Source organism: Arenibacter lacus, from assembly GCF_008711145.1.
In the GTDB taxonomy this organism is placed as follows: Bacteria; Bacteroidota; Bacteroidia; order Flavobacteriales; family Flavobacteriaceae; genus Arenibacter; species Arenibacter amylolyticus.
Genome location: NZ_VVIN01000029.1, coordinates 18,571 through 36,686 on the forward strand (window position 1 = coordinate 18,571; position 18,116 = coordinate 36,686).

Sequence of the window (18,116 nt, forward strand, 5' to 3'; positions counted from 1 at the left end):
TTAGGTTTCGTCTAATTTAAGAATTATAGGCCCATTTTAAATAGATGGAACCCCATGTAAAACCGCCTCCGAATGCAGCGAAAACCAAATTATCTCCTTTTTTCAACTGGTTCTCGTAATCGCTGAGCAATAGTGGTAGCGTTGCAGATGTGGTATTTCCGTATTTTTGTATGTTCATCATCACCTTAGAATCTTCTACGCCCATCCTATTGGAGGTAGCATCAATAATTCTTTTATTGGCCTGATGTGGCACTAACCAATTAACATCCTCGTGAGTTAAGTTATTCCGCTCCATAATCTTCGCAGCGGCATTTGCCATATTGGTAACTGCAAATTTAAAGACCGACTTCCCGTCTTGGTAAATAAAGTGTTGGCGATTTTTAACGGTTTCCTCCGATGCGGGTAATAAAGAACCTCCAGCATCCATTTTAAGGAAGTTTCTCCCGATTCCATCAGATCGCAAGTATTCGTCCTGCAACCCTAATCCCTCCGTATCTGGCTCAAACAAAACCGCTCCGGCACCATCGCCAAAAATAATACAGGTAGTTCTATCCGTATAATCAATGATAGAAGACATTTTATCGGCCCCAATCAGCAGTACTTTTTTATATCTTCCAGATTGAATATAGCTAGCGGCGGTAGACATTCCATATAGGAAACTAGAACAGGCTGCCTGCAAATCGTATGCAAAGGCATTTTCAGCCCCTATTTCCGAAGCGACATAGGCTGCGGTAGCTGCCACCATCATATCTGGGGTGGCCGTGGCTACAATAACCATATCTATTTCCTTGGGATCTAATTTTCTTTTGGACAAAAGCTGTTCTGCCGCTTTTATAGCGAGATAGGAGGTACCCAAACCTTCTCCTTTTAAAATCCTTCTTTCTTTAATACCGGTTCTGGTAGTAATCCATTCATCATTAGTATCTACTAAGGTTTCCAGGATTTTATTGGTCATTACAAAGTCTGGTACATAAGACCCTACAGCCGTAATTGCCGCCGTTATTTTACTCATCCAAATTTGTTTTTATCGATAAACCTTCAAAAACAACTGAAAATTTGTGAAAATTAGTAATTTTCTATGACTTTCAGCCCAATTATATAGTGTTTCTTAGATTTTTAATCTTTGATAAAAAAAACTCCCACCTTATATAAGTGGGAGTTCATATTGTAATTTTTCCGTACAAATTATGCTACAGCTTCTTCTGTTTGGTCAATTAAAACCTCCCCGCGGTAGTATAATTTACCTTCATGCCAGTGGGCTCTGTGAAACAAATGCATTTCCCCAGTAGTTGGGTCTTTTGCAACGGTAGGCGCTACAGCCTTGTAGTGCGTTCTTCTTTTATCCCTTCTGGTTTTGGAGATTTTTCTCTTAGGATGTGCCATTATGAAACTTATTTATCCGTTAATAATTTTTTTAGTGCGTCCCAACGGGGATCTATATCTTCTTCGTCTATCTTTAATTCTTTTGGTTGAAGCTCCGCCAACTTTTCTAATGCCTCCGATTGCAAACTGCCGTCCAAAACTCCCGGGTGTACCCTTTTTTGCGGAACGGTCAACACTAACATTTCATAAATGTATTGTGCAACGTTTATTTGATGTTCCGCATGCGGAATAATCAAAATCTCATCGTTGTCATCATTATACTCATCACCAAATTTAATTGCCAATTCTAGATTAGCTTCTAAATCTTGGTCATAAGGCTCGTTGGACAGGTCACAGCTTACATTTACGGTTCCCCGCGCATGCATCTCCAACTCCATCATAGTACTCATTTTGTTCAGGGTAACGGAAATATCTATATCCGCTTCGTGAAACTCATGGTACTCAAAAGACTCAAAGAACTTATTTTCAATGGTATATTCAAACTCGTGTTTTCCCTGTTTCAACCCTGAAAAAGGAATACTAAACTCCTTATGCGTCATCATGTCCACACTTGTTTTTAATGTACCCGCCACAATTAAGGCGGGTGCAAAGATACTATTATTTTATAAAATCCCAACAAATCAAAAGAAATAAATAAAAGTGCTTTGAGACGCCCTAAAGCATTGGTCTCAAGCGCTATAACCCTCTTTTAATCTATGGATACCGTCTATCTTTTAATTTTTTGTTTCCTTAGAACATCGCTGGTTAACTCCTTAAATTCCAGTCGGTTCCTATATATATTGATCCCTGTAAACACTGCTTCCTTAAAAGAGCTATGATCGGCTACTCCCTTCCCAGCTATTTCATAGGCCGTTCCATGATCTGGTGAAGTTCTCACTTTATTTAGGCCTGCGGTATAATTAACCCCTTTCCCAAAGGACAAGGTTTTAAAAGGAATAAGGCCTTGATCGTGATAGGCGGCCAAAATAGCATCAAACTGCTTGTAGTTGTCCGAGCCAAAAAAGCTGTCCGCGGCATAGGGCCCAAAAACCAAATGCCCTTTTTCGGTCATTTCTTTGATGACTGGCTTCAATACCTCATCGTCTTCTTTCCCTATTACGCCATTATCTCCGCTATGAGGATTAATTCCCAACATGGCAATTTTTGGCTTTCGTATACCAAAATCCATCTTTAGGGATTTTTCAATTGTAGCCAACTTACTCTTTATCAGTTTCGGGGTAATGGTCGCTGCCACATCCTTTACAGCAACGTGATCTGTTAACAACCCCACCCTTAAATCGCCAGACACCATAAACATTAGACTTTCCCCTTCCAGTTCTTGGGCTAGGAAGTCTGTATGTCCAGGAAAATTAAAATCCTCGGCCTGTATATTGTTCTTGTTGATAGGCGCCGTTACCAAGACATCTATCTCATTGTTCTTCAGTGCTGCCACGGCGGCCCTAAGGGATTCTATCGCAAACTTCCCGCTCTCTGGTGTTGGGGTGCCAAACGCTACCTTATGGGTATCCTTCCAAACATTAACCACATTCACCTTCCCATCCAAAGCATTGGCGGGCTCTTTTACGCCATTGTAATTAATATCTATCCCCAAGGCAGATTTCTGATGGGCAATAGCTCTGTTGGATGCAAAAATCACCGGGGTACAAAAATCGAGCATTCGGACATCCTCAAATGTTTTAAGTACTACCTCGCACCCAATACCATTTAGATCTCCAATGGAAATACCCAATCTTATTTTCCCTCTTTCCTGCATACTGTATTGTCGTTTAATATAAAATAAACCGTTAATTTTACCCCACAAAACTAATTAATTAAAACGACACATGTTTACTGGAATTATTGAAACTTTGGGAGAAGTCACAAATACAGTGCGGGATGGCAGCAATTTCCACATCACTATAAAATCTACCATTACCCAGGAACTTAAGATAGATCAGAGCGTTTCTCACAATGGGGTTTGCCTTACCGTGGTAGGCATAGAGGAGGATCGTTATACGGTTACCGCCATAGACGAAACCTTACAAAAAACCAATCTGGGCAACCTTACACCGGGGAATATCGTAAACCTGGAACGCGCCATGGTTTTGGGGGCAAGATTAGACGGACATATTGTACAGGGCCACGTAGATCAGACCGGGACCTGCACTCATATTGAGGAGCAGGACGGAAGTTGGATATTTACCTTTAGCTACGATGCCGACCTAAACAATGTAACCATTGAAAAGGGTTCCATTACCATAGATGGCACTAGCTTAACGGTAGTAGGATCTAAAAAGGATAGCTTTAGCGTAGCTATCATTCCCTATACCTATGAGCATACGGTATTTAACACTTACCAGGTTGGAACAGTAGTGAATTTGGAGTTTGATGTAATTGGTAAATACGTATCCAGACTATTGGAGCTTAGAGATTAAATTAATGTCTTTGGAGGTCTAGCCCAGTTCTCCACACCTCTTTCTTAGCGACCGTGACGCTCTACCAACCAATACCTTATATCAGTAATACCAAACTTTCATAAACAGTTACCATAATTAAAAAGAGCACCGCTATGGGTGCTCTTTTTAATTTTCTACATCCTTTTGGATTGATATTTATAGGATATGATCCTTCATCTTGTTCCAAGCCCTTGCCAGCAATAGTCCGGAAACAATGGCTACCCCTGTTAAGATTATTGCCTGAGTTGTTTTGCCATAGATCCAATAACCAGTTGCAAACATACAAGAGTATATGAGGACACAGCCCAATAGCATGGCACTAATTCCAGAGGGTACACTCCATTTTTCCTTGGAGTTTACTATGTCCGTATTTTCAGCCTCGGCTTCGTTAACCACCTTGGACCATCCCGGGCCTCCTGGCTGTATTTTTTTATAAAAAGATTGTAGCACCTGCTTAGATTCGGGCTGGGTCATAAACGTAGCCGCCAACCAGATAATGGTAGTAGTTAACACTACAAAGGGGTATTCTGCCCATTGCGGGAAAACACCAGATTCTGCGGCAAACAAGAAAGGACCCACTGCCGTAAGCTTTAATACAATAGAAATGATCCCGGAGGCAAACATGGCCGTAATCTCACTCCACGCATTAATTCTCCACCAGAACCATCTTAGAATAAAGATTAATCCTGTACCTGCACCAAATACCAACAACACCTCAAATAACTGTAGCGCATTTTGAAGCAACAAGGCCAGTACGGCACTACAAACCATTAATATCACGGTAGAGATTCTACCAACGGCAACCAGTCTTTTTTCCGATGCTTCTGGATTAATCTGCTGCTTGTAAAAGTCATATACTATATAGGAAGACCCCCAGTTTAGCTGTGTAGAGATGGTACTCATATACGCGGCTATCAAGGAAGCCAATACCAGGCCTAATAGTCCACTAGGCAATTTGGTCAGCATCGCAGAATAAGCCAAATCGTGTCCCAACTTATCTGCAGCCACGTTAGGGAATGCCTCGTGTATACTGGCTACGTCCGGATATACTGCCAAAGAAGCCAATGCCACCAAAATCCACGGCCATGGTCTTAGGGCATAATGCATAATGTTAAAAAAGAAGGTAGCACCAATGGCATGGTTCTCGTTTTTAGCGGCCAGCATACGCTGAGCGATATACCCACCACCACCTGGCTCTGCTCCAGGATACCACGAACTCCACCACTGTACTGCCAATGGTATAATAAGTAGGGTAATGACGGCATTGGTATTACTAAAATCGGGTAATATAGAAAGCTTGTCCGACACATGTTCATTGGCCAAAAGTGCTTCTAAACCCCCTACTTCTGGAATGTTCACTAGGTAATAGGCTGCTCCAATAGCACCTCCCATAGCTACGAAGAACAAAAGGAAATCGGTATAAACCACCCCTTTAAATCCACCCAAGGCACTAAAGGTTACTGTAATAAGACCAGCACTTACCACGGTTACCCATGGCTCCAGTCCCAACATAATACCTCCAATTTTTATCGCTGCCAAAGTAACGGCAGACATAGTAATCACATTAAAGATCACCCCTAGATAAACGGCCCTGAACTTTCTTAGAAACTCGGCAGGTTTTCCCCCATACCTAAGCTCATAGAATTCCAAATCCGTGCTTACATTAGATTTCCGCCAAAGCTTGGCATAGACAAATACGGTAAGCAATCCAGTCAATAAAAAGGCCCACCATACCCAGTTTCCAGAAACACCGTTGGTACGAACAATATCCGTTACCAAGTTGGGCGTATCGGTAGAAAAGGTAGTGGCTACCATGGAAAGTCCCAATAACCACCAAGGCATAGTCCTGCCAGAAAGAAAATATTCTGAGGAGCTAGATCCTGATTTTTTGGATACATAGACCCCTATAAATAAAACGATTGAGAAGAAAACGATTATAAAACTATAATCAAGCGTACTTAATTCCATCAATTTTGCTTTGGTTGTTGAAAAAGCGATAAAGATAATTTTTTTTAGGATACTTTTGCCGAACGATCGCCAAATGTTGCAAATGAATCTCACAATCGCAATGGATACTACCGCTACTACCTGGATACTTGCTTTTACAGCTATTTTTGTTTTAGGAATCTCCAAAGCGGGAATTAAAGGTATATCCATCATCATTGTTACCCTTATGGCCTTGGCTTTTGGCGCAAAGGATTCTACCGGAGTGCTTGTCCCTTTGCTAGTGGTAGGAGATACCATCGCCGTAATCTACTATAACAGACATGCTAAATGGAAATACATCCTAGCCTTTTTGCCATGGATGATCTTGGGGATTTTTATTGGAACCGCCATTGGAAAAGAGCTACCAGAAGCTACTTTTAAAATTGGGATGTCTGCTATTATCTTATTCACCGTAGCTATGATGTATTGGTGGGACCGCAAAAAATCTAAAAATGTCCCTACCCATTGGGCTTTTGCAGGCTTTATAGGCACCCTAGCAGGAATAACCACTATGATCGGAAATTTGGCGGGGGCATTTTCCAACATCTATTTTTTGGCCATGAGGCTCCCTAAGAATGAATTCATCGGAACTGCAGCCTGGCTGTTTTTCATTGTAAACATCTTTAAACTTCCCTTTCACATATTTATCTGGAAGACCATTACCCCAGAAACACTGCTAATAAACCTAAAATTAGTTCCAGCAATTATTCTAGGTATTTTTGTAGGGGTGCGATTGGTAAAGATTATAAAAGATCAGTTTTACAGAAGGATGATCCTGATTTTAACTGCCATAGGGGCCTTCCTTATTCTTTTTAGATAAAAAAGTATAGGGTTGATAAAAAAAAGCTGGTGCAATGCACCAGCCTCCAGTTAAAACAAACTCTAACTACTTCCTTAACAACTCCCTACAAATATCCCCTTAATCCCCCAGCGATAGGTTATCATAACTTCAACCTATCATTATTAAAACACTAACCCCATGAGCTTTTAAACCCCTCTCTTTTCACCTATTCCATAAGGGGAAATTTAATTAATCAGTATGTTCATTCTATGATAAAAATCATGAAATAGCATTGGATTTATCGTGAATTTTGACGAATAACACACAGGGGGACACTAACCATAACTCACTGAAAACCATCGCCCTACTATTAAAAACGCTTTTAAATAACACCTACTTCCTCCGCATCAAATATTTAAATTAATTTTATGACACATCACAATTTTCACATACCCGTAATGGGAATAGGGTTTACCATAGACACTCCTTTAAAGGTATCGCACCTTGGGATAGACTCCGTTATTTCACTGGTAGACGATATCCTTTTAGAAAAACTTCGCAAAATGTACTGCGAAAAATTTGAAGTTCCCTACCAAGAAATTTCAGACAAGCTGGAAGATTTTAGGGCCAAACGAATTACCAGTTACCTTAACCTCATCCATGATGCCGCGAACAAAAAATTTGAAGCCCTTAAGAATTCCACCTTCAATACCCGTAAAGAGCTAAGTGACTACCTAAACTTACTTCCAGATGCCACTACCCTAAAACAGGAGTTGGAAAAATTTTCCTCCCATGAAATTAAAAAAGGTGCGGTAAATAAATGGTTAAAAGAGCACTTAACCATGGGGAGTGTGGATGTTAATATCATGACCAAGGTAGACAAGGATAATTTTACAAAGGATGTGAAACTGCCTGCCGAATTTAATGATGCACATGCTGCTCTTCGGGGATACGCCAACAGTAAACTATGTTCTTCCCTTATTCTTTCTGCCGGTATGAACTCAAGATTGTATAGTTACCTGGAAAATTTTGAAGATTTCTACCCAGATATTAATGGCGTTATAAAGAAGAAAATTGTACTTAAGGTTAGCGATTATCGATCCGCATTGATACAGGGAAAATTTTTGGCAAAAAAGGGACTTTGGGTATCCGAATATAGAATTGAATCGGGTTTAAATTGCGGGGGTCATGCATTTGCTACCGACGGCTATTTAATGGGCCCCATATTAGCTGAGTTTAAGAACAACCGCCAGGCCCTGCAAGAAGAGATTTACACCTTGTTAACATCGGCCTTGGAGGCTAAGGGAAAGGAAGCTCCACAAAAATTACCCCTAAGAATTACTGCTCAGGGAGGTGTGGGTACTTTTGAAGAACATCAGTTTTTACTAAACCACTACCAGGTAGATTCCGTAGGGTGGGGAACTCCTTTTCTATTGGTTCCGGAAGCTACTACTGTAGATAAAGCAACGATGAATCAATTAGTGGCTGCCAAGGAAAAAGACCTTTATCTAAGTGACGTTTCTCCTCTAGGGGTTCCATTCCATAACCTTAGAGGCAGCACAAAAGACCTGGAAAAACAACAATTAATTGATAAGAAGCGACCTGGCAGTTCTTGTCCCAAGAAATTTGTTGCCCTTAATAAGGAATACACGGAAAAAGGATTGTGTACCGCTTCTAGGCAATATCAACATATAATAATCAAGGAATTGGAGGCCCAGGATATTTCCAAGGCCGAGTACGATTATAAATTCAATAAAATCACCGAGAAATCTTGCACCTGTGTGGGCTTGGGAACATCTGCTCTTTTAGCCTACGATTTGGATACCAAAACAGAGGGGCCGGGGGTGTCTGTTTGTCCAGGACCAAATATGGCTTATTATTCTAAAATTGTTTCACTTCAGGAAATGACCGATCATATCTATGGTCGGACCAATATTATAGCTAGAACCGACAGGCCCAATATGTTTATAAAAGAACTGGGAATCTATATGGACTATCTAAAAAGCAAAATTGAAGAAAGCAGATTTTCCATGAATAAAAAACAAGAAAAGTATTTATTGACCTTTATAAAAAATCTAAATTCCGGAATCGCCTATTATCAAGACTTGTTTTCTAATTTAGAGAAAACCTTCTCAAGCGCTAGAATAGCGATACTCGCAGAATTAGCTTGTACAACCAAGACTCTTAGCAATTTAGAAATTGAGGTGCAATCACATTCCCAATCGGCAATCTAAATCGCTACTTCCTAGAAATCTCAATGTTTATAGTGGTTACTAACAAAAAACTTCATCCCGATGATTCGAGATGAAGTTTTTATTTAGATCAACATAGTATCCGAATTAACTACTCCAAGGATACTAAGTTTTAAAAATGGACCAATTATGGTCAGTAGCTATTATTATTTATCCAATTTCAATGTTTTTCCTTTAAAACCAGGTCCTTCTAGGGTAACCCCTAGGTATTTTATTACCGTGGGCGCCACCTGATTGGTATAAAGCTGTTTTTCTTCTGTAACTTCTCCCTTGGCAGATACGCCTTTACCAAAGGCAACTATCCATACCTCATCGGAGCCTTCTGTACTAGAGCCATGACCTTTCCAGGTGTCCAAAGGTTGTGTACCCCGCCCATGATCGGTGGTGATAATAAAGGTAGTATTGTTTTTATAGAAGGGATCTTGCTGGGTAAAATTCCATAATTTTTCTATTAATCCGTCTGTATTTAAAGCCGATTTTAAATAGGCATCGTATTCGCCGTCGTGCGCAAAATCATCGGTTTCCCCATAGGATATGAATACCAATTTTGGTTTTTTCCTCTTCATATACTCCATAGCATAGTGATTGGTAAAAGCGTCTAAACGAACCGAGCCCCATGGACTAGGTATTTCTGACTGTAATTGGTTAAGAAAGACTTCCCTTTCCGTAAGGTCATTGCCCTCTGCAATATCAAAACCTGCGTTCACGGGCACTCCAGAACGGGTTTTGTTTATGATAAAGGGAAAGACGTCCCAGCTACCAAAGGCCGCAACTTTTCCCTTATAGGCAGGCAAGTTATTCACTCTTTCCAAGATGGTCTTATTAGGGTTGTTCTCTTTTCTGTTGCTGGTAATCCTTTTGTCGTCTGCTTCCCCGGTTAAGATCTCGTTATACCCAGGATAGGAAAACCACATTTCATTGGTGAGGTTTACCTTATTCCCAAGGCTTCTATTTCCGTGCAACTGTCCCATTTCTTTCACTTTATTCCAGAAAAAAGGCATCAAAATAGTTCTTCTCTCCTCTGGGGTATCTCTCCAAAATCTGGCCTTTAAACCAGTAGTATCCCCTACATAATTTTTGTTGGTTACCAACAAGGGATCTGCTCCGGAAAAAAGCTCCTGCCAACGGAGTCCGTCCAAGGTTATAAGAATTACATTGGGTTGCTGGTCGGTTTGTGCCATGCCTTTAGAGAATATTCCCGCTAGGAGAACCATCATCACAGTTACTACGCTTCTTTTCATCTGATTAATTATTTATAGTGTTAAAATTTATATTATTGGAACAACTGCTCCAATCTAAATATTGGTTTCAATGGTGATGTTTATGACTACACCCACGGTTTAACAAGAAGGTTTGGCAGCAATCCCTATACTTACTAAGGAAGGATAACAACATAACTAAACACTGCGTTCCCCTATAGTATGGTCCTTATATATCCAAAGCCTCCCTGGCCCTCTAGGGGTGCCCCACTACTTGGCAGCTATGCCCAACCTCTAAAATAAACATTCCATTATATGAAGCCCATATTCAAGTCCAAAATATTACTGCAGCCACCAGCTAATTTCCCTTATCTTATCGTTTCCTGCCCCAAACTGTGCTTCAATTGCTTGGGAAACATGTTGGGTATTATTGTTGTATTCAGATTGAGGGTACATCCACCTAGTGGGAGGAGTAACTCCTGGGGAATGTGCAAAATTGGGATATCCCGTTCTTAGATGGTCAAAATACATGCTCCAGCCCGACTGCAAAAAGGTGGTGAAGTATTTTTGGGTCAATATCAATTCCAGTTTATTATCCATAGACATCCCTTCTTCAAAAGCCACCAAGGGACCGTTTAGGTAGGTCTCGGCATCCGATGCCGTTACATACGCTTCCAAGTTTTTGGCATACTCATTATAAAAGCTAAAAGAAGCTTTTACGGCATTTTCATAATGCGTTTTGGCACTGCTGCCTATCCACCCTCTAAGCGCGGCTTCGGCCAGAATAAATTCTAGCTCCCAATAGCCCATCAAATTATGTGGTTCGGTAGTGGGGTCTGTGGAATATCTCAAATTTACCTTGGAAACATCGCCTGCCGCAGCCTTATCATTTACCTCGGCATAGGGAGCAAGGGGATCGCCTCCGGCATAGGCATTAAAATCGTCTATTGCCAGTCCCGCTTCCTTGGCATTTTTAGTAATTCCACTGAAAATAAACAATCTAGGGTCTCGTCTTTCCTTTAATCGGTCTATAAAAGTCGCATCCATATACATCCCAGATCCGTAGCTACTGGAGTTAAACTCTCTATACCTACTTCCTTCCTCATCCAAATACACTAACTGACCGTTATCTCCATTAGACTCCATAAGTGGTTCATTGGCAACAATACTGGCAAAGGCTTCTTTAACCCCCAATTGAGCATCATGTTCCTTTTTAGAGAGGGTAATAAGGACTTTTAGCCTAAAAGAATTGATTAAGCGTTGCCACTTAAGCGAATTACCGCTATAAATTATATCTCCAGCTATTAACTCGGTATTATTATTTAAGAGTAAGTTGGCTTCCTCCAATTCCTTTAATATCCCGATAAACACCTCTTTTTGAGCATCGTATTTAGGGGCATAGTTACCCTCTGTCTCCCCTTGTAGGGCTTCGCTATACGGGATATCCCCAAAGCGAAGCGTAAGATTATAAAAATAATAGGCCCTAAAGAATTTAGATAGCGCTATATAGGCCGGACTCTTTATACGTTCTGCCTCCTGCATCATCTTGCTTACCTCCCCTAGCATATTGTAATCCCCAAACTCTGCGCGACTCCAGTTATAATATTGAAGGTTGCTTTCCCCATCGGTTTGCACCAGCATTCTGGAGGCGTATAAGGCCGATGTACCATTGACCGTAAATGCATTGCTCGCAATATTGGTCAACAACAATTGTGGGTGGGTCTCACTTACGTTATTTGGATTTACGTTGATGTCGGAAAGATCGGTACAGCCCGTTAGGGTGATCATCAGCATCAGAAAACTTAAAAATGGTATTTTATTCATGTTCTTTTTATTAGCATTATTAGAATTTCACCTTAACCCCCATGCCGATATATCTGGTAGACGGGTCTTGCAGGTTATTGTCGTTTCCAAAGTCGGGATCAATAATATCCGCTTTTTTCCAAACGAAAAGATTATATCCGCTCAAGGTAGTCTCTAGCTGCTTTACCCCTTTTATATTGGCCAAATCGGTAAAGTCATATTTAAAGGATAGGGTACGCAGTTTAAAGAAGCTGCGATCAAAAACATTCGCAAACTTTTTGTTTTCCTTATAGCTCACTGCTGCCCGGTAAGGATAATTTTGGGACCAGGTCTGCCAACTTACCGCAGTGGTGTTTTTCTGATACGTCCTAGTATCGGAAATAACACTACCATCTACATCCTGCACCAATTCTCCTCCCGTCACGGCAACCCCATTGGGCACGTACACCGGTTTCCCAGCGGCATATTCCGCATCCCGGAATTCCGTTGAGTTGGGATGCTTCCCGCCCCACCACATTTTCTCTACCGTTACGGAACGCATCAATCCGCCCCAAACCCCATCAATACCGATGTTTACAGAAAGGTTTTTGTACTTAAAGGTATTTTGAAGCCCAAGGGTCCAACTGGGATCGGAATGGCCTAATCGCTGTTTAAAATTATCGCGAATGGGCATTCCCTGATCATTTAGAATTAAATCCCCATCAGCTGTTTTCTGCCAAACGGTGGCATAATAACTATCGGCACGATCATTTAACCTTAGGTCCTTATAGGTAGAGTTCTCCCCATAAATGTCCGTAATCCGCTGTACCTTTCTACTCCAGTTAGCTGTAGCATCCCACCTAAAGGTATCGGTGCGAAAAGGAGTAGCCCCCAAAACAACCTCTAGTCCCTTGGTAGTATATTCGTTGCCGTTCACCTTTCGGTTTTCAAAACCAGAGGTGTTAGATATTGGCAAATCTATAATCTGGTTGGTATCTACCACATGGTAATAGGTAAGGTCTAATCGCAATTGGTTTTGTAGAAAGGCCGAACTCAACCCCAATTCATAGGAGGTAGAACTTTCTGGTTGAATATTGGGATTGACCAAACCATTGGGGTATTCCAATTTAACGTTCCCTCCAAACACCCCGTTATTGGTATAGTAGGAAGCAGTACTATAGGGCCCTAGGTCACTGGAAACCTTCGCCCATGAGCCAAACGCTTTTAGATAATCTATCCCTAAGGGAAGGTTCACATAATTGGATACCACTGTACTAAGGGAGGCCGAAGGGTAAAAATAGGATCTATTTTCCTTTGGCAAGCTAGAAGACCAATCGTTCCGAGCCGCTATATTTAGGAAGACGGCATTATAAAGATCCATTCCTAAGGTTGCATACACGCTATTGGTAGCTTTTTCCTCTAGATAGGTTTTTGCCGCTACCGATCCCTTGGTATTGTTTAAACTATAAACAAAAGGAACCACTAAACCATCCGTAGAATTGTACTCTTCCTGGTATTTCCTATAAAAGGAGGAGGCACCAGCATTGATATCAAAAGAAAATTCTTCGGATATTTCTTTGTTATAGGTAGCAAGGATATCATAATCTACCGTTAGCCTGTTTCGGTTCCACGTCTTGTAGTCCCCATCCCTAGCATCGCCATAATTTAAATAGCTCTTGGGGCTTTGCCGGTCCTCAAAAATATCCTGTATCACGGCAGATCCCCTTGCCTGTACTTTTAGTTCATTAGTAATATCATAGTTCAGCGCCAGCTGTGCGTTTATAAGATCGGCATCGTATTTCTGGTTGAGTTCATGGGCAGCAAAGTACACATTGTTATACCAGGCGTAATTATAATTTGCCTGCCGGTAGCCTTCCTGTCCAGGAACGTAACGGTGCTGGTCCAATTCTTTTCCATTTACATCGTCCCCCATCCAAATTAGAATGGTATACATATGGTTTTTGGGCCCATAGCCATGCCTGGGATAGTTAGGGGAGTATACTTTATTATAAGACAACTTACTGTCTAGCGTAAGTGCTTCGGATAAATTGGTGGTGGCCTTAAAGCTTAAGCCCCCAGTTTTTAGGCTAGCGTTGGGCACCCTATCTTTTTGGCTAGAAAAATTCCCTGCCAATCTAAAGGCTCCTTTTTCCGATTTGTTGGCGATGGCAAACTCTGTGGAGGCGATATAGCCCGGCTCCAAGAAATCTTTTAAGTTGTTGTGATATTTCCAAGGGGTAGGTACACGGGAGTATCTGGACTTATCGTCGTACTGGGTACCAGAAACATCGCCCCACCACGGAATGGTTTCATTGGTTACCTTATCATAGATTGGGCTGTTCCATTGGGATACCAATACGCCGGGTTCAAATTTAGGGCCCCAGATCATATCGCCATCGGACACCCCCCCATCCTTACCGTCCCAAAACTCATACTTCCCATTGGAACCGTTCCCGTATTGGTTTTGGGTTTCGGGAAATACGGTAAATCCGGCTGAAACCATGGTATTGTGGGACACGGTGACCTCCAACCCATCGGTTTTTGCATTTTTTGTAGTAATCAATATAGCCCCGTTCCTACCTCTAGAACCATACAATGCCGAGGCGGTGGTGCCTTTCAACACATTGATATTGGCAATATCATTGGCGGAAACATCATAAAAATCGGTTTCTACGGCAATACCATCGATAACCACCAGCGGCGTTTTCCCCCTTAGGGAAAAGGATGGCTTTTGAAAAAGTCCGGTAGGATTACTCACCGAGAGTCCGGCTACCTGCCCCGAGAATAAACTCCCCACGTTGGGTGCATTTACCTCCTCTATTATTTCGGTATCGATGGTTTGGGTGGCATAGCCAATTTTTTTCTCTGCACGACTAATTCCCAAAGCGGTAACCACTACCTCATCCAATATTTGGGAATCTGGTAGTAGCTGAATGTCCATCCTATCCTTACCCCCCGTTTCAATTTCTTGGGCAATATATCCTATGTACGATACTACCAAGGTTTCGTCACCTGTAGGCAATTCGATTTGAAAAACCCCATCAAAATCGGCCGCCACCCCTATGGTGCTTCCTTTTATTACTACCGAAGCCCCTGGCAAGGGCAGCATGTTCTCATCCAGAACCGTTCCCTCAAAGAGTTTTTGAGAGTGGCCGGTTACAAATGCCAATAAAGCCATTATTAAAATAAATTGCGTCCTCATCATGTTGTTCTAAAGATTGTATTAGTTATTAATAGGCCGCAAATATGAGCTTCACAGGTTAACCGGATTCAAGTAGAATGTTAAGGGATTGTGATTAAAACCAAGCTATGTTAGCTTATTGTTAGCTAAGGAGTGGAGTGGGGTATTTGCCGCAAAGCTAGTTCTAAGGGTAGGCAGAAATCCTATCATCCTTGTACTACTAGGACAAAAAAAAGCGGACTCTGATTTTATCAATCAAAGTCCGCTTAAAAACACCCTCTTTTCTAGGGTTATATTTTTGCTGCCCGCAGCCTCAGAGCATTTGCTATAACTGATACCGAGCTAAAACTCATCGCCAGTGCGGCAATCATAGGGGAGAGCAGTAATCCAAATACAGGATAGAGGACTCCTGCTGCAATTGGCACCCCAAGGGTATTGTAAATGAGCGCAAAGAATAGGTTTTGTTTAATATTCCCCATCACCTTTTCACTCAGGTTCCTAGCTTTTACAATCCCTTGCAAGTCTCCTTTCACCAAGGTAATCCCTGCGCTTTCTATAGCTACATCGGTTCCGGTGCCCATAGCGATACCGACATCGGCTTTTGCCAATGCGGGGGCATCGTTGATCCCATCCCCGGCCATGGCAACTTTTTTGCCTTCTTTTTGCAACTGCTCTACCACCGTTAATTTATCCTGTGTTAGCATTTCGGCTTTAAAATTGGAAAGGCCCAAGGTTTCTGCCACCGCCTTTGCAGTATCGTGATTATCCCCGGTCAACATCATCACTTCAATTCCGTGCGACTGCAGCTGCGCAATGGCACTCTTACTGCTTACCTTTATCTTATCGCTGATAACCACATAGCCTACACCTACATTATCTACGGCTAAAAAGGGAACGGTTTTACCCATTTTCTGTTCTTCCAAAACTGCTTCCTGCAATTGGCTAGACAGCTTCACCTGGGCTTCTTCCATCATCTTTTTATTCCCCAGCGCCACTTTTTTGCCCGCTACCATTCCCGTAACGCCTTTTCCGGTTACGGAGTTAAAATCTGTCACGGACCACAACGAAACTTTCTTTTCTTTGGCAAAATTAACCGTTGCTTCTGCTAGGGGATGTTCGCTCTGGGCGTTCACCGCATAGATATATTGCAGTACTTGCTCCTCGCTATAATCGGGAGAGCTACTATTAACACTTTCTACAGAGGGTTTCCCCTCGGTTATGGTACCTGTCTTATCAATAATAAGGGTGTCTATCTTATCCATCCGCTCTAGCGATTCCGCATTTTTTATTAGGACCCCAGATTGGGCGCCTTTCCCTACCCCCACCATTACAGACATTGGGGTGGCGAGTCCAAGCGCACAGGGACAAGCAATAATCAGTACGGCTATGGCATTTACCAAAGCAAACACATAGGCAGGTTCTGGTCCTACAATAGCCCATACAAAAAAGGTGATAACAGCCACCAATACCACAATCGGCACAAAGTAGGCAGAAATCTTATCGGCTAGCTTTTGTATGGGAGCCTGACTCCTACTGGCCTTGTTCACCATCTCTATTATCTGCGCCAGCAAGGTATCCGATCCCACTTTTTGGGCTTCCATCACAAAGGATTGCTGACCGTTGATGGTCCCAGAATTAACGGTATCGCCCTCCCCTTTATCCACAGGAATGGGCTCTCCGGTAATCATGGACTCGTCTACGGACGAGTTTCCTTCACGGATGGTTCCGTCTACCGGTATTTTCTCTCCAGGTTTTACGCGAAGCAAATCGCCTATTTTTATCTTATGGATTGCAATGGTTTCTTCCTCCCCATCAACAACTCTGGTCGCTTTATTGGGAGCCAATTTCAGCAGTTCCTTTACCGCATTATTCGTTTTACTGTGTGCCCTCGCTTCCAACAACTGCCCCATTAAAACCAAGGTTAGGATAACGGTGGCCGCTTCAAAGTATACATGCACCGTTCCGTGATGGGTCTTAAATTGTTCGGGGAAAAAATCGGGAAACAACAAGCCGAAAAAACTGAACAACCACGCTACTCCCGCCCCAATACCGATTAGGGTAAACATATTGAGGTTCCATGTTTTAATGGAACGATAGGCCCGTTCAAAAAACATCCATGTAGCATAAAACACCACTGGGATAGAGAGTGCAAATTGTATCCAGTTCCAATAATTCATGGAAAGTATATTGTACAATGGATTATTGGGAATCATTTCGGACATGGCGATGATAAAAATCGGCAGGGTAAAAATTCCCGCTATCCAAAACTTACGGAGCAACTTTTTATAATTCTTTTCTTCGGCAGAAACATCTGCTTCCACCGGTACCAGATCCATGCCACAAATAGGGCAATCACCGGGATCGTCCGCTATTATTTCTGGATGCATGGGACAGGTATATTGGGTAGCGCCAAAGGCATCCATTTTCACTTCTTCCACCAAATCCATTCCACAGACTGGGCAGTCACCTGCCTTGTCGTAGGTCTTATCGCCCTCACAATGCATAGGGCAGTAAAAGGTCCCTGTTCCCGTACCCTTTACTTCTTTTTTAGGATTTTTTAGGTGGTCCGTTGCTTCCTCTCCTGGCATAGCAATACTATAACGGCCACCGTCTTTCTCCAAGGCACTTTGAAATTTCTCAATCCCAATAGGCTCCTTCATTTCTATAGTAGCCTCTGCCTTTGCCAGGTCTACCGAAGCATTGGAAACCCCCTCCACCTTTTTTAAGGTTTCCTCTACATGGCTCCTGCAACCATTACAGGTCATTCCAAATATGGAATAGGTGGCAGTACCGCCACCATTGATGTTTTTATGGGATTCCTGCTGCTGAAGCCGCTCCTCTCCCTGCATGGCAATACTATAACGGCCTCCTTCTTTCTCCAGAGCCCTTTGAAATTTCTCAATCCCAATATGCTCCTTCATTTCTATTGTGGCCTCTGCCTTTGCTAGGTCTACCGAAGCATTGGTAACCCCCTCCACCTTTTTCAAGGTTTCCTCTACGTGGCTCCTGCAACCATTACAGGTCATTCCAACTATGGTATAGGTATGTGTCATTGTAAAAGTTTTAAGTGAAAACTCAAAGTTAGCCCATCCAAAGTCAGATGGTTATCACAATTGT

Annotated in this window: 12 protein-coding genes; 3 read left to right on the plus strand and 9 right to left on the minus strand. The window is 42.2% G+C overall.

Annotation, left to right across the window (positions count from 1 at the left end):
* Positions 1-16: 16 nt before the first annotated feature.
* The 4 genes from F1E73_RS10040 to pdxA all read right to left on the minus strand — a co-directional run bounded on the left by F1E73_RS10040 (position 17) and on the right by pdxA (position 3,136).
* Positions 17-1,012: a beta-ketoacyl-ACP synthase III gene (locus F1E73_RS10040; protein WP_086475652.1), complete on the minus strand. Its 996-nt coding sequence runs from the start codon at positions 1,010-1,012 to the stop codon at positions 17-19.
* Positions 1,013-1,185: 173 nt separating this feature from the next.
* Positions 1,186-1,383 (minus strand): 50S ribosomal protein L32, encoded by a 198-nt coding sequence (rpmF, locus tag F1E73_RS10045; RefSeq protein ID WP_026808788.1) that lies wholly within the window; start codon positions 1,381-1,383, stop codon positions 1,186-1,188.
* Between the two features lie 8 nt (positions 1,384-1,391).
* Complete coding sequence (locus F1E73_RS10050) at positions 1,392-1,925, minus strand: YceD family protein (protein ID WP_086475651.1); 534 nt, start codon at positions 1,923-1,925, stop codon at positions 1,392-1,394.
* A 164-nt stretch (positions 1,926-2,089) separates the two neighbouring features.
* Complete coding sequence (pdxA, locus tag F1E73_RS10055; RefSeq protein WP_086475650.1) at positions 2,090-3,136, minus strand: 4-hydroxythreonine-4-phosphate dehydrogenase PdxA; 1,047 nt, start codon at positions 3,134-3,136, stop codon at positions 2,090-2,092.
* Between the two features lie 70 nt (positions 3,137-3,206).
* On the opposite strand from pdxA, the gene F1E73_RS10060 reads away from it, so the two are divergent.
* Positions 3,207-3,797, plus strand: a complete 591-nt coding sequence (locus tag F1E73_RS10060) for a riboflavin synthase (protein WP_086475649.1) — start codon at positions 3,207-3,209, stop codon at positions 3,795-3,797.
* A 177-nt stretch (positions 3,798-3,974) separates the two neighbouring features.
* Here F1E73_RS10060 and F1E73_RS10065 read toward each other — a convergent pair whose 3' ends face one another.
* Positions 3,975-5,786: a sodium:solute symporter family protein gene (locus F1E73_RS10065; RefSeq protein WP_086475648.1), complete on the minus strand. Its 1,812-nt coding sequence runs from the start codon at positions 5,784-5,786 to the stop codon at positions 3,975-3,977.
* An 82-nt stretch (positions 5,787-5,868) separates the two neighbouring features.
* On the opposite strand from F1E73_RS10065, the gene F1E73_RS10070 reads away from it, so the two are divergent.
* Both F1E73_RS10070 and F1E73_RS10075 read left to right on the plus strand, forming a co-directional pair.
* Positions 5,869-6,624 carry a sulfite exporter TauE/SafE family protein gene (locus tag F1E73_RS10070; protein ID WP_223883404.1) on the plus strand — a complete coding sequence of 252 codons (756 nt, stop codon included), beginning with the start codon at positions 5,869-5,871 and terminating at the stop codon, positions 6,622-6,624.
* A 389-nt stretch (positions 6,625-7,013) separates the two neighbouring features.
* Positions 7,014-8,819, plus strand: a complete 1,806-nt coding sequence (locus F1E73_RS10075; RefSeq protein WP_150451820.1) for a hypothetical protein — start codon at positions 7,014-7,016, stop codon at positions 8,817-8,819.
* Positions 8,820-8,983: 164 nt separating this feature from the next.
* Here the strand turns inward: F1E73_RS10075 and F1E73_RS10080 are convergent, their stop codons facing one another.
* The 4 genes from F1E73_RS10080 to F1E73_RS10095 form a co-directional block, all read right to left on the minus strand.
* Positions 8,984-10,078, minus strand: a complete 1,095-nt coding sequence (locus F1E73_RS10080; RefSeq protein ID WP_150451821.1) for an alkaline phosphatase family protein — start codon at positions 10,076-10,078, stop codon at positions 8,984-8,986.
* Positions 10,079-10,378: 300 nt separating this feature from the next.
* Entirely contained in the window at positions 10,379-11,860 is a 1,482-nt protein-coding gene (locus F1E73_RS10085) for a SusD/RagB family nutrient-binding outer membrane lipoprotein (protein WP_086475646.1), read from the minus strand.
* 19 nt (positions 11,861-11,879) lie between these two features.
* The gene (locus F1E73_RS10090) at positions 11,880-14,996 is read right to left on the minus strand and encodes a SusC/RagA family TonB-linked outer membrane protein (RefSeq protein WP_223883405.1); all 3,117 of its coding nucleotides are present in this window, start codon (positions 14,994-14,996) and stop codon (positions 11,880-11,882) included.
* A gap of 293 nt (positions 14,997-15,289) precedes the next feature.
* Positions 15,290-18,052: a heavy metal translocating P-type ATPase gene (locus F1E73_RS10095; protein WP_150451822.1), complete on the minus strand. Its 2,763-nt coding sequence runs from the start codon at positions 18,050-18,052 to the stop codon at positions 15,290-15,292.
* Between the last annotated feature and the right edge of the window lie 64 nt (positions 18,053-18,116).

Coding starts and splice junctions, on each gene's coding strand:
- F1E73_RS10040 (WP_086475652.1), bottom strand. CDS start 1,012: ATGAGTAAAATAACGGCGGCAATTACGGCTGTAGGGTCTTATGTACCA.
- rpmF (WP_026808788.1), bottom strand. CDS start 1,383: ATGGCACATCCTAAGAGAAAAATCTCCAAAACCAGAAGGGATAAAAGA.
- F1E73_RS10050 (WP_086475651.1), bottom strand. CDS start 1,925: ATGATGACGCATAAGGAGTTTAGTATTCCTTTTTCAGGGTTGAAACAG.
- pdxA (WP_086475650.1), bottom strand. CDS start 3,136: ATGCAGGAAAGAGGGAAAATAAGATTGGGTATTTCCATTGGAGATCTA.
- F1E73_RS10060 (WP_086475649.1), top strand. CDS start 3,207: ATGTTTACTGGAATTATTGAAACTTTGGGAGAAGTCACAAATACAGTG.
- F1E73_RS10065 (WP_086475648.1), bottom strand. CDS start 5,786: ATGGAATTAAGTACGCTTGATTATAGTTTTATAATCGTTTTCTTCTCA.
- F1E73_RS10070 (WP_223883404.1), top strand. CDS start 5,869: ATGAATCTCACAATCGCAATGGATACTACCGCTACTACCTGGATACTT.
- F1E73_RS10075 (WP_150451820.1), top strand. CDS start 7,014: ATGACACATCACAATTTTCACATACCCGTAATGGGAATAGGGTTTACC.
- F1E73_RS10080 (WP_150451821.1), bottom strand. CDS start 10,078: ATGAAAAGAAGCGTAGTAACTGTGATGATGGTTCTCCTAGCGGGAATA.
- F1E73_RS10085 (WP_086475646.1), bottom strand. CDS start 11,860: ATGAATAAAATACCATTTTTAAGTTTTCTGATGCTGATGATCACCCTA.
- F1E73_RS10090 (WP_223883405.1), bottom strand. CDS start 14,996: ATGGCTTTATTGGCATTTGTAACCGGCCACTCTCAAAAACTCTTTGAG.
- F1E73_RS10095 (WP_150451822.1), bottom strand. CDS start 18,052: ATGACACATACCTATACCATAGTTGGAATGACCTGTAATGGTTGCAGG.